At 65.7% G+C, this 15882-nt stretch carries 19 protein-coding genes and 1 pseudogene; 3 read left to right on the forward strand and 17 right to left on the reverse strand.

Annotated features, from left to right (window positions below; translation table 11 throughout):
• Positions 1 to 42: 42 nt before the first annotated feature.
• From AABA84_RS33430 to AABA84_RS33470, 9 genes are read right to left on the reverse strand one after another with little or no spacing between them, the layout of a single operon-like run.
• Positions 43 to 390 carry a RidA family protein gene (locus AABA84_RS33430; protein WP_038951035.1) on the reverse strand — a complete coding sequence of 116 codons (348 nt, stop codon included), beginning with the start codon at positions 388 to 390 and terminating at the stop codon, positions 43 to 45.
• A gap of 13 nt (positions 391 to 403) precedes the next feature.
• Complete coding sequence (locus tag AABA84_RS33435; RefSeq protein WP_338314254.1) at positions 404 to 1525, reverse strand: NAD(P)/FAD-dependent oxidoreductase; 1122 nt, start codon at positions 1523 to 1525, stop codon at positions 404 to 406.
• Positions 1522 to 2940, reverse strand: coding sequence for an FAD/NAD(P)-dependent oxidoreductase (locus tag AABA84_RS33440; RefSeq protein ID WP_338314255.1), 1419 nt, complete (start codon positions 2938 to 2940; stop codon positions 1522 to 1524). The genes AABA84_RS33435 and AABA84_RS33440 overlap by 4 nt, the downstream gene beginning before the upstream one ends.
• Positions 2937 to 3233, reverse strand: a complete 297-nt coding sequence (locus AABA84_RS33445) for a (2Fe-2S)-binding protein (protein WP_338314256.1) — start codon at positions 3231 to 3233, stop codon at positions 2937 to 2939. The genes AABA84_RS33440 and AABA84_RS33445 overlap by 4 nt, the downstream gene beginning before the upstream one ends.
• A 27-nt stretch (positions 3234 to 3260) precedes the next feature.
• Positions 3261 to 4457, reverse strand: a complete 1197-nt coding sequence (locus tag AABA84_RS33450) for an NAD(P)/FAD-dependent oxidoreductase (RefSeq protein WP_338314257.1) — start codon at positions 4455 to 4457, stop codon at positions 3261 to 3263.
• Positions 4458 to 4465: 8 nt separating this feature from the next.
• Positions 4466 to 5275, reverse strand: coding sequence for an ABC transporter permease (locus AABA84_RS33455; RefSeq protein ID WP_338305603.1), 810 nt, complete (start codon positions 5273 to 5275; stop codon positions 4466 to 4468).
• Positions 5272 to 6147 (reverse strand): ABC transporter permease, encoded by an 876-nt coding sequence (locus tag AABA84_RS33460; RefSeq protein ID WP_104463525.1) that lies wholly within the window; start codon positions 6145 to 6147, stop codon positions 5272 to 5274. Before AABA84_RS33460 ends, AABA84_RS33455 begins: the two co-directional genes overlap by 4 nt.
• Complete coding sequence (locus tag AABA84_RS33465) at positions 6144 to 7184, reverse strand: ABC transporter ATP-binding protein (RefSeq protein ID WP_338314258.1); 1041 nt, start codon at positions 7182 to 7184, stop codon at positions 6144 to 6146. Before AABA84_RS33465 ends, AABA84_RS33460 begins: the two co-directional genes overlap by 4 nt.
• 23 nt (positions 7185 to 7207) lie before the next feature.
• A complete protein-coding gene (locus tag AABA84_RS33470; RefSeq protein WP_338314259.1) occupies positions 7208 to 8242 on the reverse strand; it encodes an ABC transporter substrate-binding protein in 1035 nt (344 codons plus the stop codon).
• 273 nt (positions 8243 to 8515) lie between these two features.
• Between AABA84_RS33470 and AABA84_RS33475 the strand changes: the two genes are divergently transcribed.
• From AABA84_RS33475 to AABA84_RS33485, 3 genes and pseudogenes are all read left to right on the forward strand, one after another.
• Positions 8516 to 9436, forward strand: coding sequence for a LysR substrate-binding domain-containing protein (locus AABA84_RS33475; protein ID WP_212245352.1), 921 nt, complete (start codon positions 8516 to 8518; stop codon positions 9434 to 9436).
• Between the two features lie 120 nt (positions 9437 to 9556).
• Positions 9557 to 9817, forward strand: a pseudogene (locus tag AABA84_RS33480) (LysR family transcriptional regulator); the annotation flags it as partial.
• A 23-nt stretch (positions 9818 to 9840) separates the two neighbouring features.
• On the forward strand, positions 9841 to 10545 hold the full coding sequence (locus tag AABA84_RS33485) for a type 1 glutamine amidotransferase (protein ID WP_338314260.1): 705 nt from the start codon (positions 9841 to 9843) through the stop codon (positions 10543 to 10545).
• A 44-nt stretch (positions 10546 to 10589) separates the two neighbouring features.
• On the opposite strand, the gene AABA84_RS33490 is transcribed toward AABA84_RS33485, so the two are convergent.
• From AABA84_RS33490 to ruvC, 8 genes are all read right to left on the reverse strand, one after another.
• Complete coding sequence (locus AABA84_RS33490; RefSeq protein ID WP_212245356.1) at positions 10590 to 11057, reverse strand: nuclear transport factor 2 family protein; 468 nt, start codon at positions 11055 to 11057, stop codon at positions 10590 to 10592.
• A 93-nt stretch (positions 11058 to 11150) separates the two neighbouring features.
• Positions 11151 to 11600, reverse strand: coding sequence for a tol-pal system-associated acyl-CoA thioesterase (ybgC, locus tag AABA84_RS33495; protein ID WP_338314261.1), 450 nt, complete (start codon positions 11598 to 11600; stop codon positions 11151 to 11153).
• Entirely contained in the window at positions 11597 to 11752 is a 156-nt protein-coding gene (locus AABA84_RS33500) for a hypothetical protein (protein WP_212245358.1), read from the reverse strand. The genes ybgC and AABA84_RS33500 overlap by 4 nt, the downstream gene beginning before the upstream one ends.
• A 50-nt stretch (positions 11753 to 11802) precedes the next feature.
• On the reverse strand, positions 11803 to 12720 hold the full coding sequence (locus tag AABA84_RS33505; protein WP_338314262.1) for a metallophosphoesterase: 918 nt from the start codon (positions 12718 to 12720) through the stop codon (positions 11803 to 11805).
• Positions 12721 to 12849: 129 nt separating this feature from the next.
• A complete protein-coding gene (gene ruvB / locus AABA84_RS33510) occupies positions 12850 to 13902 on the reverse strand; it encodes a Holliday junction branch migration DNA helicase RuvB (protein ID WP_338314263.1) in 1053 nt (350 codons plus the stop codon).
• Positions 13899 to 14429 (reverse strand): hypothetical protein, encoded by a 531-nt coding sequence (locus AABA84_RS33515; RefSeq protein ID WP_338314264.1) that lies wholly within the window; start codon positions 14427 to 14429, stop codon positions 13899 to 13901. The genes ruvB and AABA84_RS33515 overlap by 4 nt, the downstream gene beginning before the upstream one ends.
• On the reverse strand, positions 14426 to 15043 hold the full coding sequence (ruvA, locus tag AABA84_RS33520) for a Holliday junction branch migration protein RuvA (protein WP_063981036.1): 618 nt from the start codon (positions 15041 to 15043) through the stop codon (positions 14426 to 14428). Before ruvA ends, AABA84_RS33515 begins: the two co-directional genes overlap by 4 nt.
• 217 nt (positions 15044 to 15260) lie before the next feature.
• The gene (gene ruvC / locus AABA84_RS33525; protein WP_212245366.1) at positions 15261 to 15788 is read right to left on the reverse strand and encodes a crossover junction endodeoxyribonuclease RuvC; all 528 of its coding nucleotides are present in this window, start codon (positions 15786 to 15788) and stop codon (positions 15261 to 15263) included.
• Positions 15789 to 15882: the final 94 nt, after the last annotated feature.

Consider the following 15882-nt stretch of genomic DNA (forward strand, 5'->3'; position numbering starts at 1 on the left):
ACGGCGCGGGAAGCGCCGACGTCCCTCGTCGGCCTGTCGCGATCAGCCCTTGAGTGCGGTGACCACCACTTCGATCAGCGCGCTGCCGCCGAGATCGGCGACGCCGACAGTGGCGCGGGTCGGCAGATTGTCGCCGAAGAACTCGGTCCAGGCCGCGTCCATCTCCTTCTTCTTGGAGAGATCCGTGACGAAGATCGAGGCACTGACGATGCGGCTCTTGTCGGTGCCGGCTTCCTTCAGATAGCCGGCGATCTTGCCGAGGATGTTGCGGGTCTGATCGCCCATGGACACGCTGGTGTCATCGGCGATGGTGCCGCCGAGGAAGACGAAGCCATTGGCCTCGACGGCGCGGTGCATGATGGGCGTGCGGATGCTGCGGGTGATGCTCATGATGTCCTCATTGTTAGAGCGTGGAAGGATGGAAGCGGTCGATGCCGAGATCACCGACGCGGGTCTGGGTGCCGCCGTTGACGATCAGCTCCGCCATCACGGCGCCGGCGCCGGGGCCAAGCTGGAAGCCGTGCAGCGAGAAGCCGAACTGATGATAGAGTCCCTTGTGACGGCTGCTCGGCCCGAACACGGGAATATCGTCCTTCATCTTCGCTTCGATTCCGGCCCAGGCGCGGACGATGGTGGCGCTGCGCATCACCGGGAACAGCTCGAACACGGTGCGTGCGCTGGTCGCGAGGCTCTTCCAGTCCAGCACCGTCTCGTTGCGATCCTGATAGGGCGTCGCCAGATGACCGCCGCCGATCAGCACGGTGCCGTTGGAGAACTGCTTGAACGAGAGTTTACGCCCGCGCAGGATCACGACGGGATCGATGAAGTGCGGCACGCGCGAGGTGATCATCAGCATCGGCGCCACGGTCTCGACCGGCACGGGCTCGCCGAGCGCGGCCGCGATCTTGCCGGCCCAGGCGCCCGCAGCGTTGACCAGCACCGGCGCGGCAAAGGTTTCAGTGCCGACATCGACATGCCAGAGCCCATCGCTGTACCGGATGTTGCTGGCGGCGACGCCCTCGCGCACGGTCGCGCCGAGCTGCTGGGCCTTGCGCCGGAACGCCGTCGTCGTCTGCGCCGGATTGGCCGCACCGTCGCGGCGCGAAACCACCCCACCGGGGCAGGTTTCGGCCACTGCCGGCACCAGCTGGCGCAATTCAGTCGCGTCGATCAGCTCTTCGTGGGTGAAGCCGAGCGCATTGAGTTCGGCCACGCGCGCACGGCAGACCGCGAGCTCCTCTTCGTTTTCCGCGACCAGCACCTGGCCGTGGCTCTCGAAGCTGCAATCGTCGTCGAGGAGATCCTTGATCTTCTCCCAGATTCCCATCGAGCGGATCGAGAGCGGAATTTCGGGGATATGCCGGGCGAGCTGACGGACGCCGCCGGCATTGACGCCGGAGGCGTGGCGTCCGGCATAATCCTTCTCGATCAACACCGGTTTCAGGCCGGCGAGGCACAGATGCAACGCGGTGGAGCATCCGTGGATGCCGCCGCCGACGACGATCGCATCCACGCATCTTGTCATCCGCGCACCACCGCCTTGACGTCCGCCTCGCTTTTCGGGACGGCCGCGAGCTCGGCGAGCGTGATCGGCTTGACCGGCGCGCGCAGGCGATAGTAGCCGATCTCCTGCGGGCTCTTGCCGCGCGCTTGCGCCATCAGCTCGGTGACGGTGAGTCCACAGAGACGGCCCTGGCACGGCCCCATGCCGGTGCGGCGATAGGCCTTGAGCTGGTTCGGCCCGGTCGCGCCGATCGCGACAGAGTCGAGAACGTCCTTTGCCGTCACCTCCTCGCAGCGGCAGACGATGGTGTCGCCCGAGGGAATCCGGAACTGCGGCGGCGGGCGGAACAGCGTGTCGAGGAAGACGCGGCCGCGCTCGGCCTTGGCGAGATCGGCGCGCAGTGTCGCCATCGCGGGCAGCTTTGCTGCAGCCGCGGGCGCCAGCGCTTCCACCGCTGCACGCGCCGCGATGCGGCCGCGCACCACGGCGGCATTGGCGCCGCCGATGCCGGCACCATCGCCGGCGATCGCAATGCCGGCGACCGACGAACTACCGCCGGCATCTAGCACCGGCGACCAGCACAGTTGCAGATCATCCCAGCGATGCTCGACGCCGGCCGACATGGCGAGATTGACGTTGGGCACGACGCCCTGATGCAGCAGCAGCAGGTCAGCAGGAATGGTCTCACGCCTGCTGCCGGCGACATAGCTGACGCTGGCGAGCTGGCCGTCGCCGGCCGCCGAGAGCTCCGTGACGCCGGAGACGACCTGCACCTTGGCCTTCACCTCGCGCATCATAGCGAGGCCCTTGGCGAAATAGGGCGAGGTCAGGAAGGCGAAGGCGTGCGGCAGCGCCGCGAAGTAGTTGCCGCGCTCGGTGGTGTCAAGGATGCGGTCGATGCGGCCGCCGAGCCGCAGGATCTGCGCGGCGAGCAGCCACAGCAGCGGCCCCTGCCCCGCGATCACCGTGCGGCCATCAGGAACCAGCGCCGATGATTTCAACATGGTCTGCGCGGCGCCCGCGGTCATCACGCCCGGCAGCGTCCAGCCCGGAATCGGAAACGGCCGCTCCAGCGCGCCGGTCGCGAGGATCACGCGCTTCGCCTTGACGAAGGCGGACGCGCCGCCGACCGAGACGGCGATCTCGAGGTTGCGGTCGAGGCTCCAGACCGTGGCACGGTGAATGACTTCAGCGTTGCTGGCGCGCAAAGCCTGCACGAGATCGGCACCGAGCCAATAATCGGCGCCGAGCTGATTGCGATCGGTCACCGGCGTCGAAGAGATCGCGCGAAACACCTGACCGCCCGGGCCGACATTCTCGTCGAGCAGCAGCGTCGACAAGCCGGCTTCGGCGGAGGTCGCAGCAGCGGCAAGGCCCGCGGGTCCCGCGCCGATCACCACAACGTCATAGTCTTCGCGCTTGGGAGCCACAGTCATTTCCCGATCTCCCGCTTGCCCTTCTGAATCTCGACCTGCATGCCGTCGGCGACGGGCACCAGACAGCCCTGGCGGTTGCCGACGCCGTCGATGGTGACGAGGCAGTCGAAGCACACGCCCATCATGCAATAGGGCAGACGCGGCGCGCCGCTCACCGCGGTCGAACGGCGCGCGTCAACGCCGGAGGCCAGCAGCGCGGCCGAGACGGTGTCACCCTGACGCGCCGCGACGGCAACGCCGTCGACGAAGATCTCGACCTGCGGTCGCTTGTCCTGTTCGGATCTCTTAAACATGGGATGCCTCTTGGCTCCTTGATATCTCTAGTAGCCGCTGTTGTTCGCCGTGCCCGCGGCGCCGAATCGGCTGGCCGAGAACGCGCCGACCAGCTCCGGCTCGAGCGCGCCAGCCGCAACCATGCGCGCGATCTCGAAGGCGTGGTTGGAGGCCAGCGTCACGCCGGAATGGCAGCAGGCGACGAAAGCGCCGGGATGCGTCTCCGACTGGTCGTAGATCGGAAAGCCGTCCTGCGGCATGACGCGGATGCCGGCCCAGCTCCTGACGACGTTGAGCCGCGACAAATGCGGGAACATGCGCTGGGCGCGATCGGTCATCACGGCGCTGATCGAATGTTTCAGCGCACGATCATCCAGTTCGTCTTCCTTGCTGTCGCCGATCATCACCGTGCCCTCGTCGGTCTGGCGGATCGTGGTCAGGGGATGCGGCAGGAACGGCATGGTGCGCTCGGTCACCACGATCTGGCCGCGGGTCGGGCCCATCGGCGCGTAGAGGCCGACCATGGGCGCCAGCGTCTGGTTGGCATTGCCGGCGGCGAGCACGATCTTGGCCGCGCGCAGCTCGCCCTTCGGCGTGGTCAGGCGGAATTCGCCGCCGCTCTTGCTGATCGCCGAGACCGGACGCTCGGGAAGATAATCGATGCCGAACGCCCTGAAGCCGGTGTGGAAGGCGCGGAACGTGCGCAGCGAATTGACGTGGCCGTCGAGCGGGCAATAGCTGCCGCCGGAGACCTCCGGCCCGATCAGCGGCAGCGACTTCTTGACCTCGGATGCGGACAGCATCTCCATCTTGTAATCGGCCGCACCGGTCTGATTGTGCATGCGCTTGACCAGCTCGGTACGCTGGCCGAACTCGTCCTCGCCGAGCGTGAGATGAAAGCCGCCGTTCTGCTGGAGCGAAACGTCGAGCCCGGTCTGCTGCTTCAACTCGGAAGCAAGCTGGCCCCACGCCTGCGACGCCTGAACGGTCCACACCGTATAGGCCGGCATGCCGAGGCCCTTGCTCTGCACCCAGACCAGCGCAAAGTTGGCGCGTGAGGCGCGCTTGGTGATGTCGCCTTCGTCGAGCACGGCGACCTTCTTGCCGAGGCGGCCGAGGCCCCAGGCAATGGCGGAGCCGAGCAACCCGCCGCCGACGACAGCGACGTCGTAATCAGATTTTTGTTTAGACGCGTTTTCTTTACGCGAACCGGCGTCCACTTCGCTCGAAAACGCTTTAGACATAAGTTCTCCTATCGCCCCGTATCGCCGCCCTTGCCGGCGAGCACGCGGTCGAGCCCGTAGAAGCGGTCGAGCAGAATGAGGGCGGTCATGGTCACAGCGATCACGCAGGCCGAGACCGACGTCACCAGCGGATCGATGTTGTCCTGGATATAAAGGAACATGCGCACCGGCAACGTCTCGGTGCCGGGTGCCGCGAGGAAGACGGTCATGGTCAGATCGTCGAAGGACTGGATGAAGGCGAGCGCCCAGCCGCTGATGACGCCGGGCAGGATCAACGGCAAGGTCACGCGGCGGAACAGCGTCCAGCCGCCGGCCCCGAGTGAGACCGCCGCGATCTCGACCGTGCGGTCCATGCCGGTCGCGGCCGCCAGCGTCAGCCGCAGCGCGAACGGAAACACGATGATGACATGCGCGATGATCAGCGCGGCAAAACTGCCGCCCAGGCCGGCCGAGGTGAAGAAGCGCAGGAAGGCGATGCCGAGCACGACATGCGGGATCATCAGCGGCGACAGGAACAGCGCGGCCAGCGCATCGCGGCCGCGGAATCGATAGCGCGCGATCGCCAGCGCCGCCGGCACCGCGAACAGGAGCGCCACGAAGGATGACAGCGCGCCGAGGCCAAGGCTGACCCAGAAGGCGTGGATGAATTCGGGGTAGTTCGCGATGGTCCTGAACCAGCGCAGCGAAAAGCCGTTGGTCGGCAGTGACAGGAAGCCCTCGGGCGTAAAGGCGACGAGACAGACCACCGCGATCGGCGCCACCATGACGATGACGAAGAAGGTATGGAAGATCAGCGCCAGCGGGCCGTTCCGTCTCATCGGAACACCTCCGCGTAGCGGCGCTCGATCAACGCGTTGCTGCCGACGACGATGAGCACCAGCGCGACCAGCAGGAGCGTCGCGACGGCTGCGCCGAGCGGCCAGTTCAGCGTGTTGAGGAACTCGTCATAGGCGAGCGTCGCGGCAACCTTGAGCCGGCGGCCGCCAATGATCGCGGGCGTGGCAAACGCGCTGGCCGAGAGCGAAAACACGATGATCGCACCCGACAGCACGCCCGGCATGATCTGCGGCATGATGATGCGGCGAATGATGGTGGCGGGGCCGGCGCCGAGCGACATCGCGGCATTCTCGATCTGCGGATCGAGCCGCTGCAGCGCGGCCCACACCGACAGCACCATGAACGGCATCATCACATGCGCGAGGGCGATGACCATGCCGGTCTCGGTGAACATGAAGGGAATGGGCGAGCTAATCACCCCAAGCGACATCAGGAGCTTGTTGACGAGGCCGTTGTTGCCGCCGAACAGCAGCGCCCAGCCGAGCGTGCGCGCCACCACGGAGATGAGCAGCGGCCCGAGAATGACCAGCAGGAAGAAGCTTTTCCAGCGCCCGCTCATGCGGTTGAGGATGTAGGCTTCGGGCGCCCCGAGCAGCGCGGTGAGCAGCGTGGTCAGGATAGCGATGCGAAAGGTCCGCCAGAACATCTCGGCGTAATAGGGATCGGTCGCAATCTCGTGCCAGTTCTTGAGGATGAAAACGGGCTCGATGCCCTTGTACTGGCCCCAGTCGTGGAACGACAGCATCACAGTCATCGCCAGCGGAATCAGCAAGACGCCGACGAACAGCATCAAGGCGGGCGCCGTCAGCGCCCATGGCGCACGCGCGCTGCGCTCCTCGGCCGCCGCGCTCATGCGCCAGCCCTCGCGCGCACGCTCATGTCCTCCGGACGCCAGGCGAGGCGAACCGCGTCGCCCTCGGCCGGCTGCGCCTTGCCGTCATTCTGGCGGATCACGATCGCCGGACCGCATTCGCTGTCGCACTGGAACAGCCAATGATTGCCCTGGAAGATGCGCGTGACGATTTTGGCGCTGAGGCCGGTATCGCCAAAGCCGATTCGTTCGGGGCGAACGCTGACGGTCACGGGACCACCGAGCCCGGCCGGCGCCGGCGCGCGCCAGGAGCCCGCCACCAACTGCGTCGGCGAGACGGTCCGATCGATCGTTCCGGCAAAGTCATTGGTCTTGCCCAGGAACTGCGAGACGAAGGCCGAGGCCGGTCGCTCGTAAGTCTCCTGCGGCGTGCCGATCTGCTCGATCTTGCCCTGGCTCATCACCACGATGCGATCCGACAGCGACATCGCCTCGTTCTGGTCGTGGGTCACGAGGATCGTTGTGGTGCCGATGGTGCGCTGGATCTGGCGCAGCTCGATCTGCATCTCCTCGCGCAACTTGGCGTCAAGGTTCGACAGCGGCTCGTCGAGCAACAGCACGCTCGGCTTGATCACCAGCGCACGGGCCAGTGCCACGCGTTGCTGCTGGCCGCCGGACATGCGGCGGGGATGGCGATCCTCAAAGCCGGCGAGGCCGACCATCGCCAGCGCGGCACGGACGCGCTCGGCTCTTTCAGTGCGCGGCACGTTGCGCATCTCGAGACCGAAGGCGACGTTCTCCGCCGCCGTCATGTGCGGAAACAGCGCGTAGCTCTGGAACACGATGCCGAGGCCGCGCTTGGCCGGATGGATCGCGGTCAGGTCCTTACCCTCGAGGCGGATCGCGCCGCGGGTGGGATCGAGGAAACCCGCGATCATCTGCAGGGTCGTGGTCTTGCCGCAGCCGGACGGGCCGAGGAAGGAGATGAACTCCCCCTTCCCCACCGACAGACTGAAGTCGTCGACCACAGTCTGCGCACCGAACTGTTTTGCGACCCGATCGAGCTCGAGATAGGCCATATCGCTGTCTCCGCCGCGAACGATCAGCGTTCGACCTCGCGATTCCAGCGCTTGGTCCACTCCTCGCGTTTCTCGTTGATGACGGTCCAGTCCGGATTATAGAGCTTGGCCGCACGCTCGCCGATCGGCGCCATCTTGCCGAGCTCGGGCGGGATCACCAGCGATTTCAGCACCGGGCCGTAGCCGTAATCCTTCAGCATCACGAGCTGGATCTTGGGGTCGAGCAGCATCTTGACGAAGCTTGACGCCAGCGGCGAAGCGTTTGGCTTGGTGATCGGACAGGCCGTGGTCAGCAGCGTCGCGGCGCCTTCCTTGGGATAGATGAAGTCGACGGGGAAGCCGGTATTGGCAAAGCTCTGCACGCGGCCAGTGCCCCACACTGCGATCACGGCCTGGCCGGACTGGAACAGCTCGGTCATCTTGCCCGGCGACGGCTCGTAGGCGAGCACGTTCGGATTGATCTGTTCCTTGAAGATCTTGAAGCCGGAATCGACATTGGTCTCGCCGCCGCCGTTCATCTTCGACAGCATCACCAGCGCTTCGAGACCGTAGGTGTTGTTGATCGGCGGGATCACCAGCTGTTTTGCGTATTTCGTGTCCTTCAGGTCATTCCACGAGGTCGGCGGCGCCCAGCCTTTCTCCTTGAACACCTTGGTGTTGTACATCAGGCCGGTCGCGACGATGCCGATCGCGACGGCTCGATCGTCCTTGAAGCGGGCGGTGTCGTAGAGATCGGCCGGCAGGCCTTCGAGCCTGCCGCAGAAGCCGAGCTGGATCGCCTGGTACATCGGGCCGTCATCGACGATGGCGACGTCGATCTGCTGATTGCCCTTCTGCGCCTGGAGTTTTGCCAGCGTGTCGGTGGAGTTGCCGGCGACGTATTCGACCTTGACGCCGTTCTCCTTCTCGAAGGCGGGGATCACCTCGTCGCGGATCGTCTTCTCGAACGAGCCGCCATAGCCGGCGACGTAGAGCGTCTTTTGCTGGGCCGAAACGGCCGACGGGACGGCAATGAGCGCTGCGATGCTGACCGCGGTCAGAAGGCGAAAAGTCTTCATGTGGACCGATCTCCATACCGGAATGAGGTGACGTGCCGACGAGTCTCGCTGGCTGAAGCCTCTTCCGCATTTCCTTCCGCGCAATCCCGTCTCCAAGCAGGGCTCCGGCGCCCGTACGGCGGGTTTTGGCGCGATCTGGAGGTTTGAACCCCTCCAATCTGCCGAAAAAGCGGGCTGTCTCCAGTCCTGATGAAAAAGATCGCAACCTATACTTCCATCGTCCAATGAATAATGGCAACCTCTGTAGGCCTAAATGTTATGGATGGATTTGGAATGGCGCGGATCAATTCGCGGCAGGTGGAGGCCTTCCGCGCGACCATGTTGACCGGCAGCGTCACCGAGGCCGCGAAGCTGATGGTGGTGACGCAGCCCGCTGTCAGCCGGTTGCTGCGCGACTTCCAGGCGCTTTTGAAGATGGAGTTGTTCGAGCGACGCGGCACCGGCCTCGTGCCGACCGCCGCGGCAATGGCGCTCTATACCGAAGTGGAGCGCTCCTTTGTCGGTCTCGAACGCATCACGGCTGCAGCCGAAGAAATCCGTGGCCGCCGCACCGGCTCGCTGCGCATCGCCGCGCTGCCGGCGCTGGCGAACGGCTACCTGCCGCGGCTTGCCGGACATTTCCTGAAAGAACGGCCCAATCTCAACCTGGCCTTCTTCGGCGTGATCTCGCCGATCGTGGTCGACTGGGTCTTGAACAATCAATGCGACATCGGCTTTGCCGAGGTGCCGATTGCCCATTCCGGACTGCCGAGCCTGCGCCTGCCGGCGCTGGCGCGCGTCGCCGTAGTGCCGACCGGACATCGCCTCGCCGAGAAAGAAGTGCTGGAGCCGCGCGATTTCGAGGGCGAGACGTTCATCTCGCTCTCGGCGGGATCGTCCAGCCGGCATCTCGTCGACCAGGTGTTTCACCGCAGCGACGTCCGCCGCGTGCTGCGGGTGGAGACGACGCTGTCGGAGATCATGTGCGGGATGGTGTCATCGGGGCTCGGGGTCTCGATCTGCGACCCCTTCACCGCACAGGAATTTGCGACGCGCGGCGTCGTCGTGCGGCGCTTCCTGCCACGCATCGACTTCGAATTCTCAGCCGTCTTCCCGGCGCAACGCAGTCCCTCACCGGTGGCGCTGGACCTGGTCGAGACCATGCGCAAGGCACTGATGGAGTTCGAGGATCAAAGCGGAATGGCGCGAGGTTAGATCGATGCAAGCCGCGGGCTCGCTCAACCTCTCCCGCTTGCGGGGGAGGTCGGCGCGAAGCGCCGGGTGGGGGCTTTCTCCGCATCGGGAATGTCCCCGGTTGGAGAGAGCCCTCTCCCCTGCCCTCTCCCGCAAGCGGGAGAGGGAGTGCACTTTTTTTCCTGGCACCAGAGCAACGCTCGACCGTTGAACGCCGCCGGCGGCGGCGGCCTCGTCGTCCGGCCGTTCACACCGACGACGCACGCGGTCGCCTATATGCTATGGTCGGAGGCCGAGCCGCTGTCGCGCCTGGCCAAGGCCTTTCTCAACGAGGTCCGCAAGGAAAGTGCATTGCTGGAGCGTACAGCGTCACACCAGCAATATCGGGCAGAAAGCGACTGAGCTTCGCAACCTCCTGGGGGCACATGGCACGCATCACGATCATCGAGACCGGACAGGTCCCGCAAGAATATCGCGAGCAGCACGGCTCGTTCCCGGACATGTTCGAACGCATGGTCCGCACCGAGGACCCGACGGCCACCGTGGACGTCGTCAGCATCACGAATGGCGACGCGCTTCCCGATCCGGGCAAGCTCGAGGCCGTGCTGATCACAGGTGCTGCCGCCGGCGTCTATGACGGGCTCGACTGGATCGCGCGGCTTGAGGATTTCGTCCGCACCGCCTACGCCAACAAGACGCCGATGGTCGGCATCTGCTTCGGCCATCAGCTGATCGCGCAGGCGCTCGGCGGCACCGTGCGCAAATCCGAGAAGGGCTGGGGCATCGGCCGGCACGTTTACCAGGTGCTGCCGGAGAACGGCGTCATTGGCGGCGAGGAGGTCGCAATCGCCGCCTCACATCAGGATCAGGTGATCGAGCCGCCCAACGACGCGCTCACGATCCTCTCGTCCGACTTCACCCCGCATGCCGGGCTACTCTACGCCAACGGCGCCACGCTGACGGTGCAGCCGCATCCGGAGTTCGACGTGGAGTTTGCGCAGGTGTGCTGCGATCTCCGCGACGGCAAGGCACCGGACGATGTCGTGGCGACGGCAAGAGCGTCGCTGGCGGAGCCGATGGACAACGCGAAGCTGGGCGGGGCGATCACGAGGTTCTTGGCGAGGCGATGACTTCACCTCGCCCCGCTTGAGGGAAGAGGGAGAAGAAGTTCGCTTCAGAACGGATCCGTCCCCAGCCCCGGCACATCCGCGGGCCGCGGCCCGGGCGCGGCCCAGTGAAACCGGCGATCCTTCTCCGCGATCGCGATATCATTGATCGACGCCTCGCGCCGCTTCATCAAGCCGTGCTCGTCGAACTCCCACTGCTCGTTGCCGTAGGAGCGATACCACTGGCCGCTCGCGTCGTGCCATTCGTACTGGAAGCGCGCGGCGATGCGGTTCTCGTCGAAGGCCCAGAGGTCCTTGATCAGGCGGTAGTCCTGCTCCTTCTCCCATTTGCGGGTGAGGAACGCGACGATGGCCTCGCGACCCTGCAGGATCTCGGAGCGATTGCGCCAGCGGCTGTCCTCGGTATAGGCCAGCGAGACGCGCACCGGGTCGCGTGAATTCCAGGCGTCCTCGGCCATGCGGGCCTTTTGCGCGGCGGTCTCACGGGTGAAGGGTGGAAGCGGCGGGCGCGACATGATGGCCTCATCGGTTGGTCGGGGCCGCAATCTATCGCCGCAAATCGTGGAGTCGATAGGCCATCACAAATCGGGCGATCACTTATCGGGCGATCACGAAATCAAATCGGCTTTCATCAACGCGCGAATCGATTTCGGGATCGGCTGGGCGCGGCCGTCGCTGATGAAGGCGACGCGGACCTCGGCCTTCACCAGAACCTCCTGGCCGCGACGCACTTCCTGCGCCAGCAGGATCGAGGCGCCCTTCACCGCAACCGGCCAGGTCACGACGTCGAGCACGTCGTCCATCCGCGCCGGCTTGAGGAAATCCAGATGCATCGAGCGGACCACGAAGGCAAAGCCCGCACCTTCGGTTTCCACCTGATCGAACAGCGCCTGCTGCTCGGCGCCCATCAGCCGGAGGTGATTGGTACGGCCGCGCTCCATGTAGCGCAGATAATTGGCGTGATAGACGATGCCGGAGAAATCCGTGTCCTCGTAATAGACGCGGACCTGCATGTGGTGGCGGCCGTCGCGGATCTCGCCGTCGAGGTGGGCAGTCATTTCGGCTTATCGATTTTCTGTTTGCGAGCTTCCTCAAGAAACTCTTTCAAGTTCCAGGACACAACGCGCCCCGCCGCCACGTCCGCCATTCCTTCATCAATGGCGGATCTCAGCGCGCGCAGCCTCTCGATATTTTCGACACGTGGCTCCATCGAGCAATGCTAACAGCTTGAACCGCTGCTGCACAGTCCGAGGCAGTGCACTACACCACCGCCGGTGTCCTCCCCAACGTCACCTCGACGATCTCGGGCGGCACGCCGACACGAACCGGCACGATGCTGCAACCGAGGCCACCGGAGACAATGAGGTCGCATTTCAGCCGGAAGTGACCATAGGCGAGGCGCAGGCCGTTCTTGGGCGAAACCGCCGGCGACCAGCCGAGCAGGCGAACCTGGCCGCCATGGGTATGGCCGGACAATTGCAGCGCGACGCGCCCGGGTACGAGCGGCGCGATGTTGGGCTCGTGCGCGAGCAGGATGACCGGCGCATCGTCGGTGATCTTGGCGAGCGTGGCGCTCAGATCGTCGGCGCCGAAGCGACCTATGCTGCGGAAGCGCCGCGCCGGCAGGAAGGCCAGCTGATCGCCGAGACCGGCAAGCCAGAACGGGCGGCCGTCCTTGGTGAGGCGCACGGCGTCATTCTCGTAGACCGGGATGCCGGCCGCCTCCAGCGCACGATGCGCGATGGTTGGCCCGTGCCCTGCCTGCTGCACCGTCCTGTCGTCCCAATAATCGTGGTTGCCCATCACGGCATGGACGCCGAGCGGCGCCTTCAGGCCAGCCAGCACCCTCGCCCATTCGCGCGACGGAATGGTGCGCGAGACCTGGTGGATGCCGGCGACATAGTCGCCGAGCAGCACGATGAGATCGGCCTTCAGCGCATTGGTACGGTCGACGATCGACTCGATCCGCTCCAGCGACATCCAGGGATCGCAGGCATGAATGTCGGCGATGGCGGCGATCTTCAGCGGAAAATCCGCCGGCCATTGCCGCGGCGTCGGATGATAGCGGGTGACGCGAAGGCGCAGCACCGGTTCGATGCCGACGCCATAGGCGGCGGTCGAGACGCCGAGGGCGGACAGGCCGCCGATGGAACGGAGGAGGTGACGGCGCGTGATCATGGAAACCCGATCGTAATGCGCCTTGTTGATGCGGTCCGATTGGAGCGGAATTGGGGTGTGTTCGTGCAGACCGTCTGCACGAGATTACAGGAAATTCATGATAGACGGAGCGCGCTGCCTTTGCGCAGATCAGTCGTCGCTCTCGTCCGTCCCGAACAGGCCGAACTGGGTGGCCGCATCGCGCGAGGGCTCGGCGATGCCGAGATGGCGGAAGGCGTGCGAGGTAAGCAGACGGCCGCGCGGGGTGCGCTGGAGATAGCCGCACTGGATCAGATAGGGCTCGATGATGTCCTCGATCGCATCGCGCGGCTCGGACAGCGCGGCGGCCATGGTCTCGACCCCGACCGGACCGCCGCCATAGTTCATCGCGATGGTCGTGAGGTAGCGGCGATCCATGGCGTCGAGGCCCGCGGCGTCGACCTCGAGCGCGCTCAGCGCGTGGTCGGCAATCTTGCGATCGATCTTGTCGGCATCGGCCGCCGAGGCGAAATCGCGCACGCGGCGGAGCAGGCGGCCGGCGATGCGCGGCGTGCCGCGGGCGCGGCGCGCGATCTCGTTGGCGCCGTCGGCGCTCATGCCGACATTGAGCACGCGCGCGCCGCGGGTGACGATGCTCTCCAGCTCCTCGATCGTGTAGAAATTCAGCCGGACCGGAATGCCGAAACGATCGCGCAACGGATTGGTGAGAAGGCCGGCGCGCGTGGTGGCGCCGACGAGGGTGAACTTCGAAAGCTCGATCTTGACCGAGCGTGCCGCCGGGCCCTCGCCGATGATGAGGTCGAGCTGAAAGTCCTCCATCGCGGGATAGAGCACCTCTTCTACCGCCGGGCTGAGGCGATGGATCTCGTCGATGAAGAGCACGTCGCGCTCTTCGAGATTGGTCAGCAGCGCGGCGAGATCGCCGGCCTTGGCGATGACGGGACCCGACGTCGCACGAAAGCCGACGCCGAGCTCCTTCGCCACGATCTGCGCCAGCGTGGTCTTGCCGAGGCCGGGCGGGCCGACGAACAGCACGTGGTCCAGCGCCTCGCCACGCTTGCGCGCCGCCTCGATGAAGATCGAGAGATTCTTGCGCGCCTGCTGCTGGCCGACGAAATCGGACAGCGATTGCGGGCGCAGCGCGGTGTCGCCGACATCATCGCTGCGGCGCTCGGGCGTGACGATGCGTGGGGGAGTGGTCATGCGGGCAGGATAACACGATGCAGCGGTTTCGCGAGCCACCAGCACAGGCTGGCCGGAATGACGGCGACGATGGCAAGCATCGCCGAAAGCTTCAGCGCCTCGGGCGCGGAACGGACACTCGGCACGATCACCGCCGAGGTTTCGGAGGGCACGACGAACATGCCAAGCGCGACGAAGCCGGCCGCGGCCATGGCCGCGGCGAGCCACGCCATCCAGATCATGTTGAGATCGGCGTAGACCGCAGCCAGCGCAAATATCAGGCCGGCGACGACTGCAGGAAGGAACGAGGCGAGAATCGTGACGATGGCCAACAGCACGACCGCGATCGAAACCAGGGCACGCAGTGCTTCCAGTTCGAGGAACACGAGAAACATCTGCAGCACCGCGGCACCGAGCGCCGTCACCGTCACGGAAACCAGCGCGGCGGTCGTCAGCGGCCCGACAATGGAGAAAATCACGACGATACCGGCCACGCGCGAAAGGCGACGAAACAGGGCGGCGATGGGATTGGCGTGGGCCGCGCTCACTTCGACAGCTCCTTCAGACCTAGCCGGATGAGCTGCGCGGTCTCGGCGCTCTCACCGGCGCTGCGCGATGCCGATGCGATCGCCGCGGCCGCCTGCGGCTGGCCATAGCCGAGATTGACCAGCGCGGAGATCGCATCCGCCACCGGGCGCGGCGCGCGCTGGTCGTCGACGGCGCCGGCGAGATGGACCACGGCGGGATCGACATTGGCGAAGGCCGGCGCCTTGTCCTTTAATTCGGTGACGATGCGCTCGGCGACCTTGGGGCCGACCCCGGGCGTGCGCGCCACCGCGGCCTTGTCGCGCAGCGCGATGGCGTTGGCGAGATCGGACGGCGCCAGCGTGCCAAGCACGGCGAGCGCGACTTTTGCGCCGACGCCCTGCACGGTCTGGAGCAGGCGAAACCATTCGCGCTCCTGGTCGGTGCGGAAGCCGAACAGTTTTATTTGATCTTCGCGGACATAGGTCTCGATCGACAGCACGGCCGCCTCGCCGGGCGACGGCAGATGCTGCAGCGTGCGGGCCGAGCAGTGCACCTGATAGCCGACGCCGCCGACGTCGAGGAGCACATAATCCTCGCCGTAGGAATCGATCAGGCCCTTGAGCTTGCCGATCATCGCTGCGCACCCACTGCTTGAAGGACGCGCGGCAATATCGGTGCGTTCCCTCCCCCCTTGTGGGGGAGGGTCAGGGAGGGGGGTGCCACACGGGGATTCTCTCGAGGGCGCGAGGACGGCGTGCCCGGCTCGTCAACGACGGCAACACCGTCGCTGCGGCTACCCCCCTCCCCAGCCCTCCCCCACAAGGGGGGAGGGAGCTGTTCGAGTGTGCAGCTCATAACCCCGCCACCTTCAGCCTGAGCGCGGTGCTTTGGCGGTGATGGGCGTGGGTGATAGCGATGGCGAGCGCGTCGGCGGCGTCGGCTGATGGCGGATCGGCCTTGGGCAGAAGAATCTTCAGCATCATCGCGATCTGGGCCTTCTCGGCGTGACCGGCGCCGACCACCGTCTTCTTCACCTGGTTCGGCGCGTATTCGGCGACCGAGATACCGAACATCGCGGGCGCCAGCATGGCGACGCCGCGGGCCTGACCGAGCTTCAGCGTCGCGACGCCGTCCTTGTTGACGAAGGTCTGCTCGACCGCGGCTTCCATCGGCTGATGGTTCGAGAGCACGGCCGCGAGCCCTTCATGGATCGCCAGCAGCCGGCTCGACAGCGGCAGGTCGTTCGGCGGTTCCACCGAGCCGCAGGCCACATAGATGAGACGATTGCCCTCAGCCTCGATCACGCCCCAGCCGGTACGGCGCAAGCCGGGGTCGATGCCGATGATGCGAACGGGGCCACGAATCGGGAGCGCAGTCATGGGCCAGTGATAGCGGCTGGCCGCCAGGAGCGAAACAGAAACAGAACGGAAGTAACAGGGGAAGTGGCGGTCTCGCGCCCCGGGCGCGACGCAG

Source organism: Bradyrhizobium sp. TM239, assembly GCF_036247985.1.
GTDB classification, from domain to species: domain Bacteria; phylum Pseudomonadota; class Alphaproteobacteria; order Rhizobiales; family Xanthobacteraceae; genus Bradyrhizobium; species Bradyrhizobium ottawaense.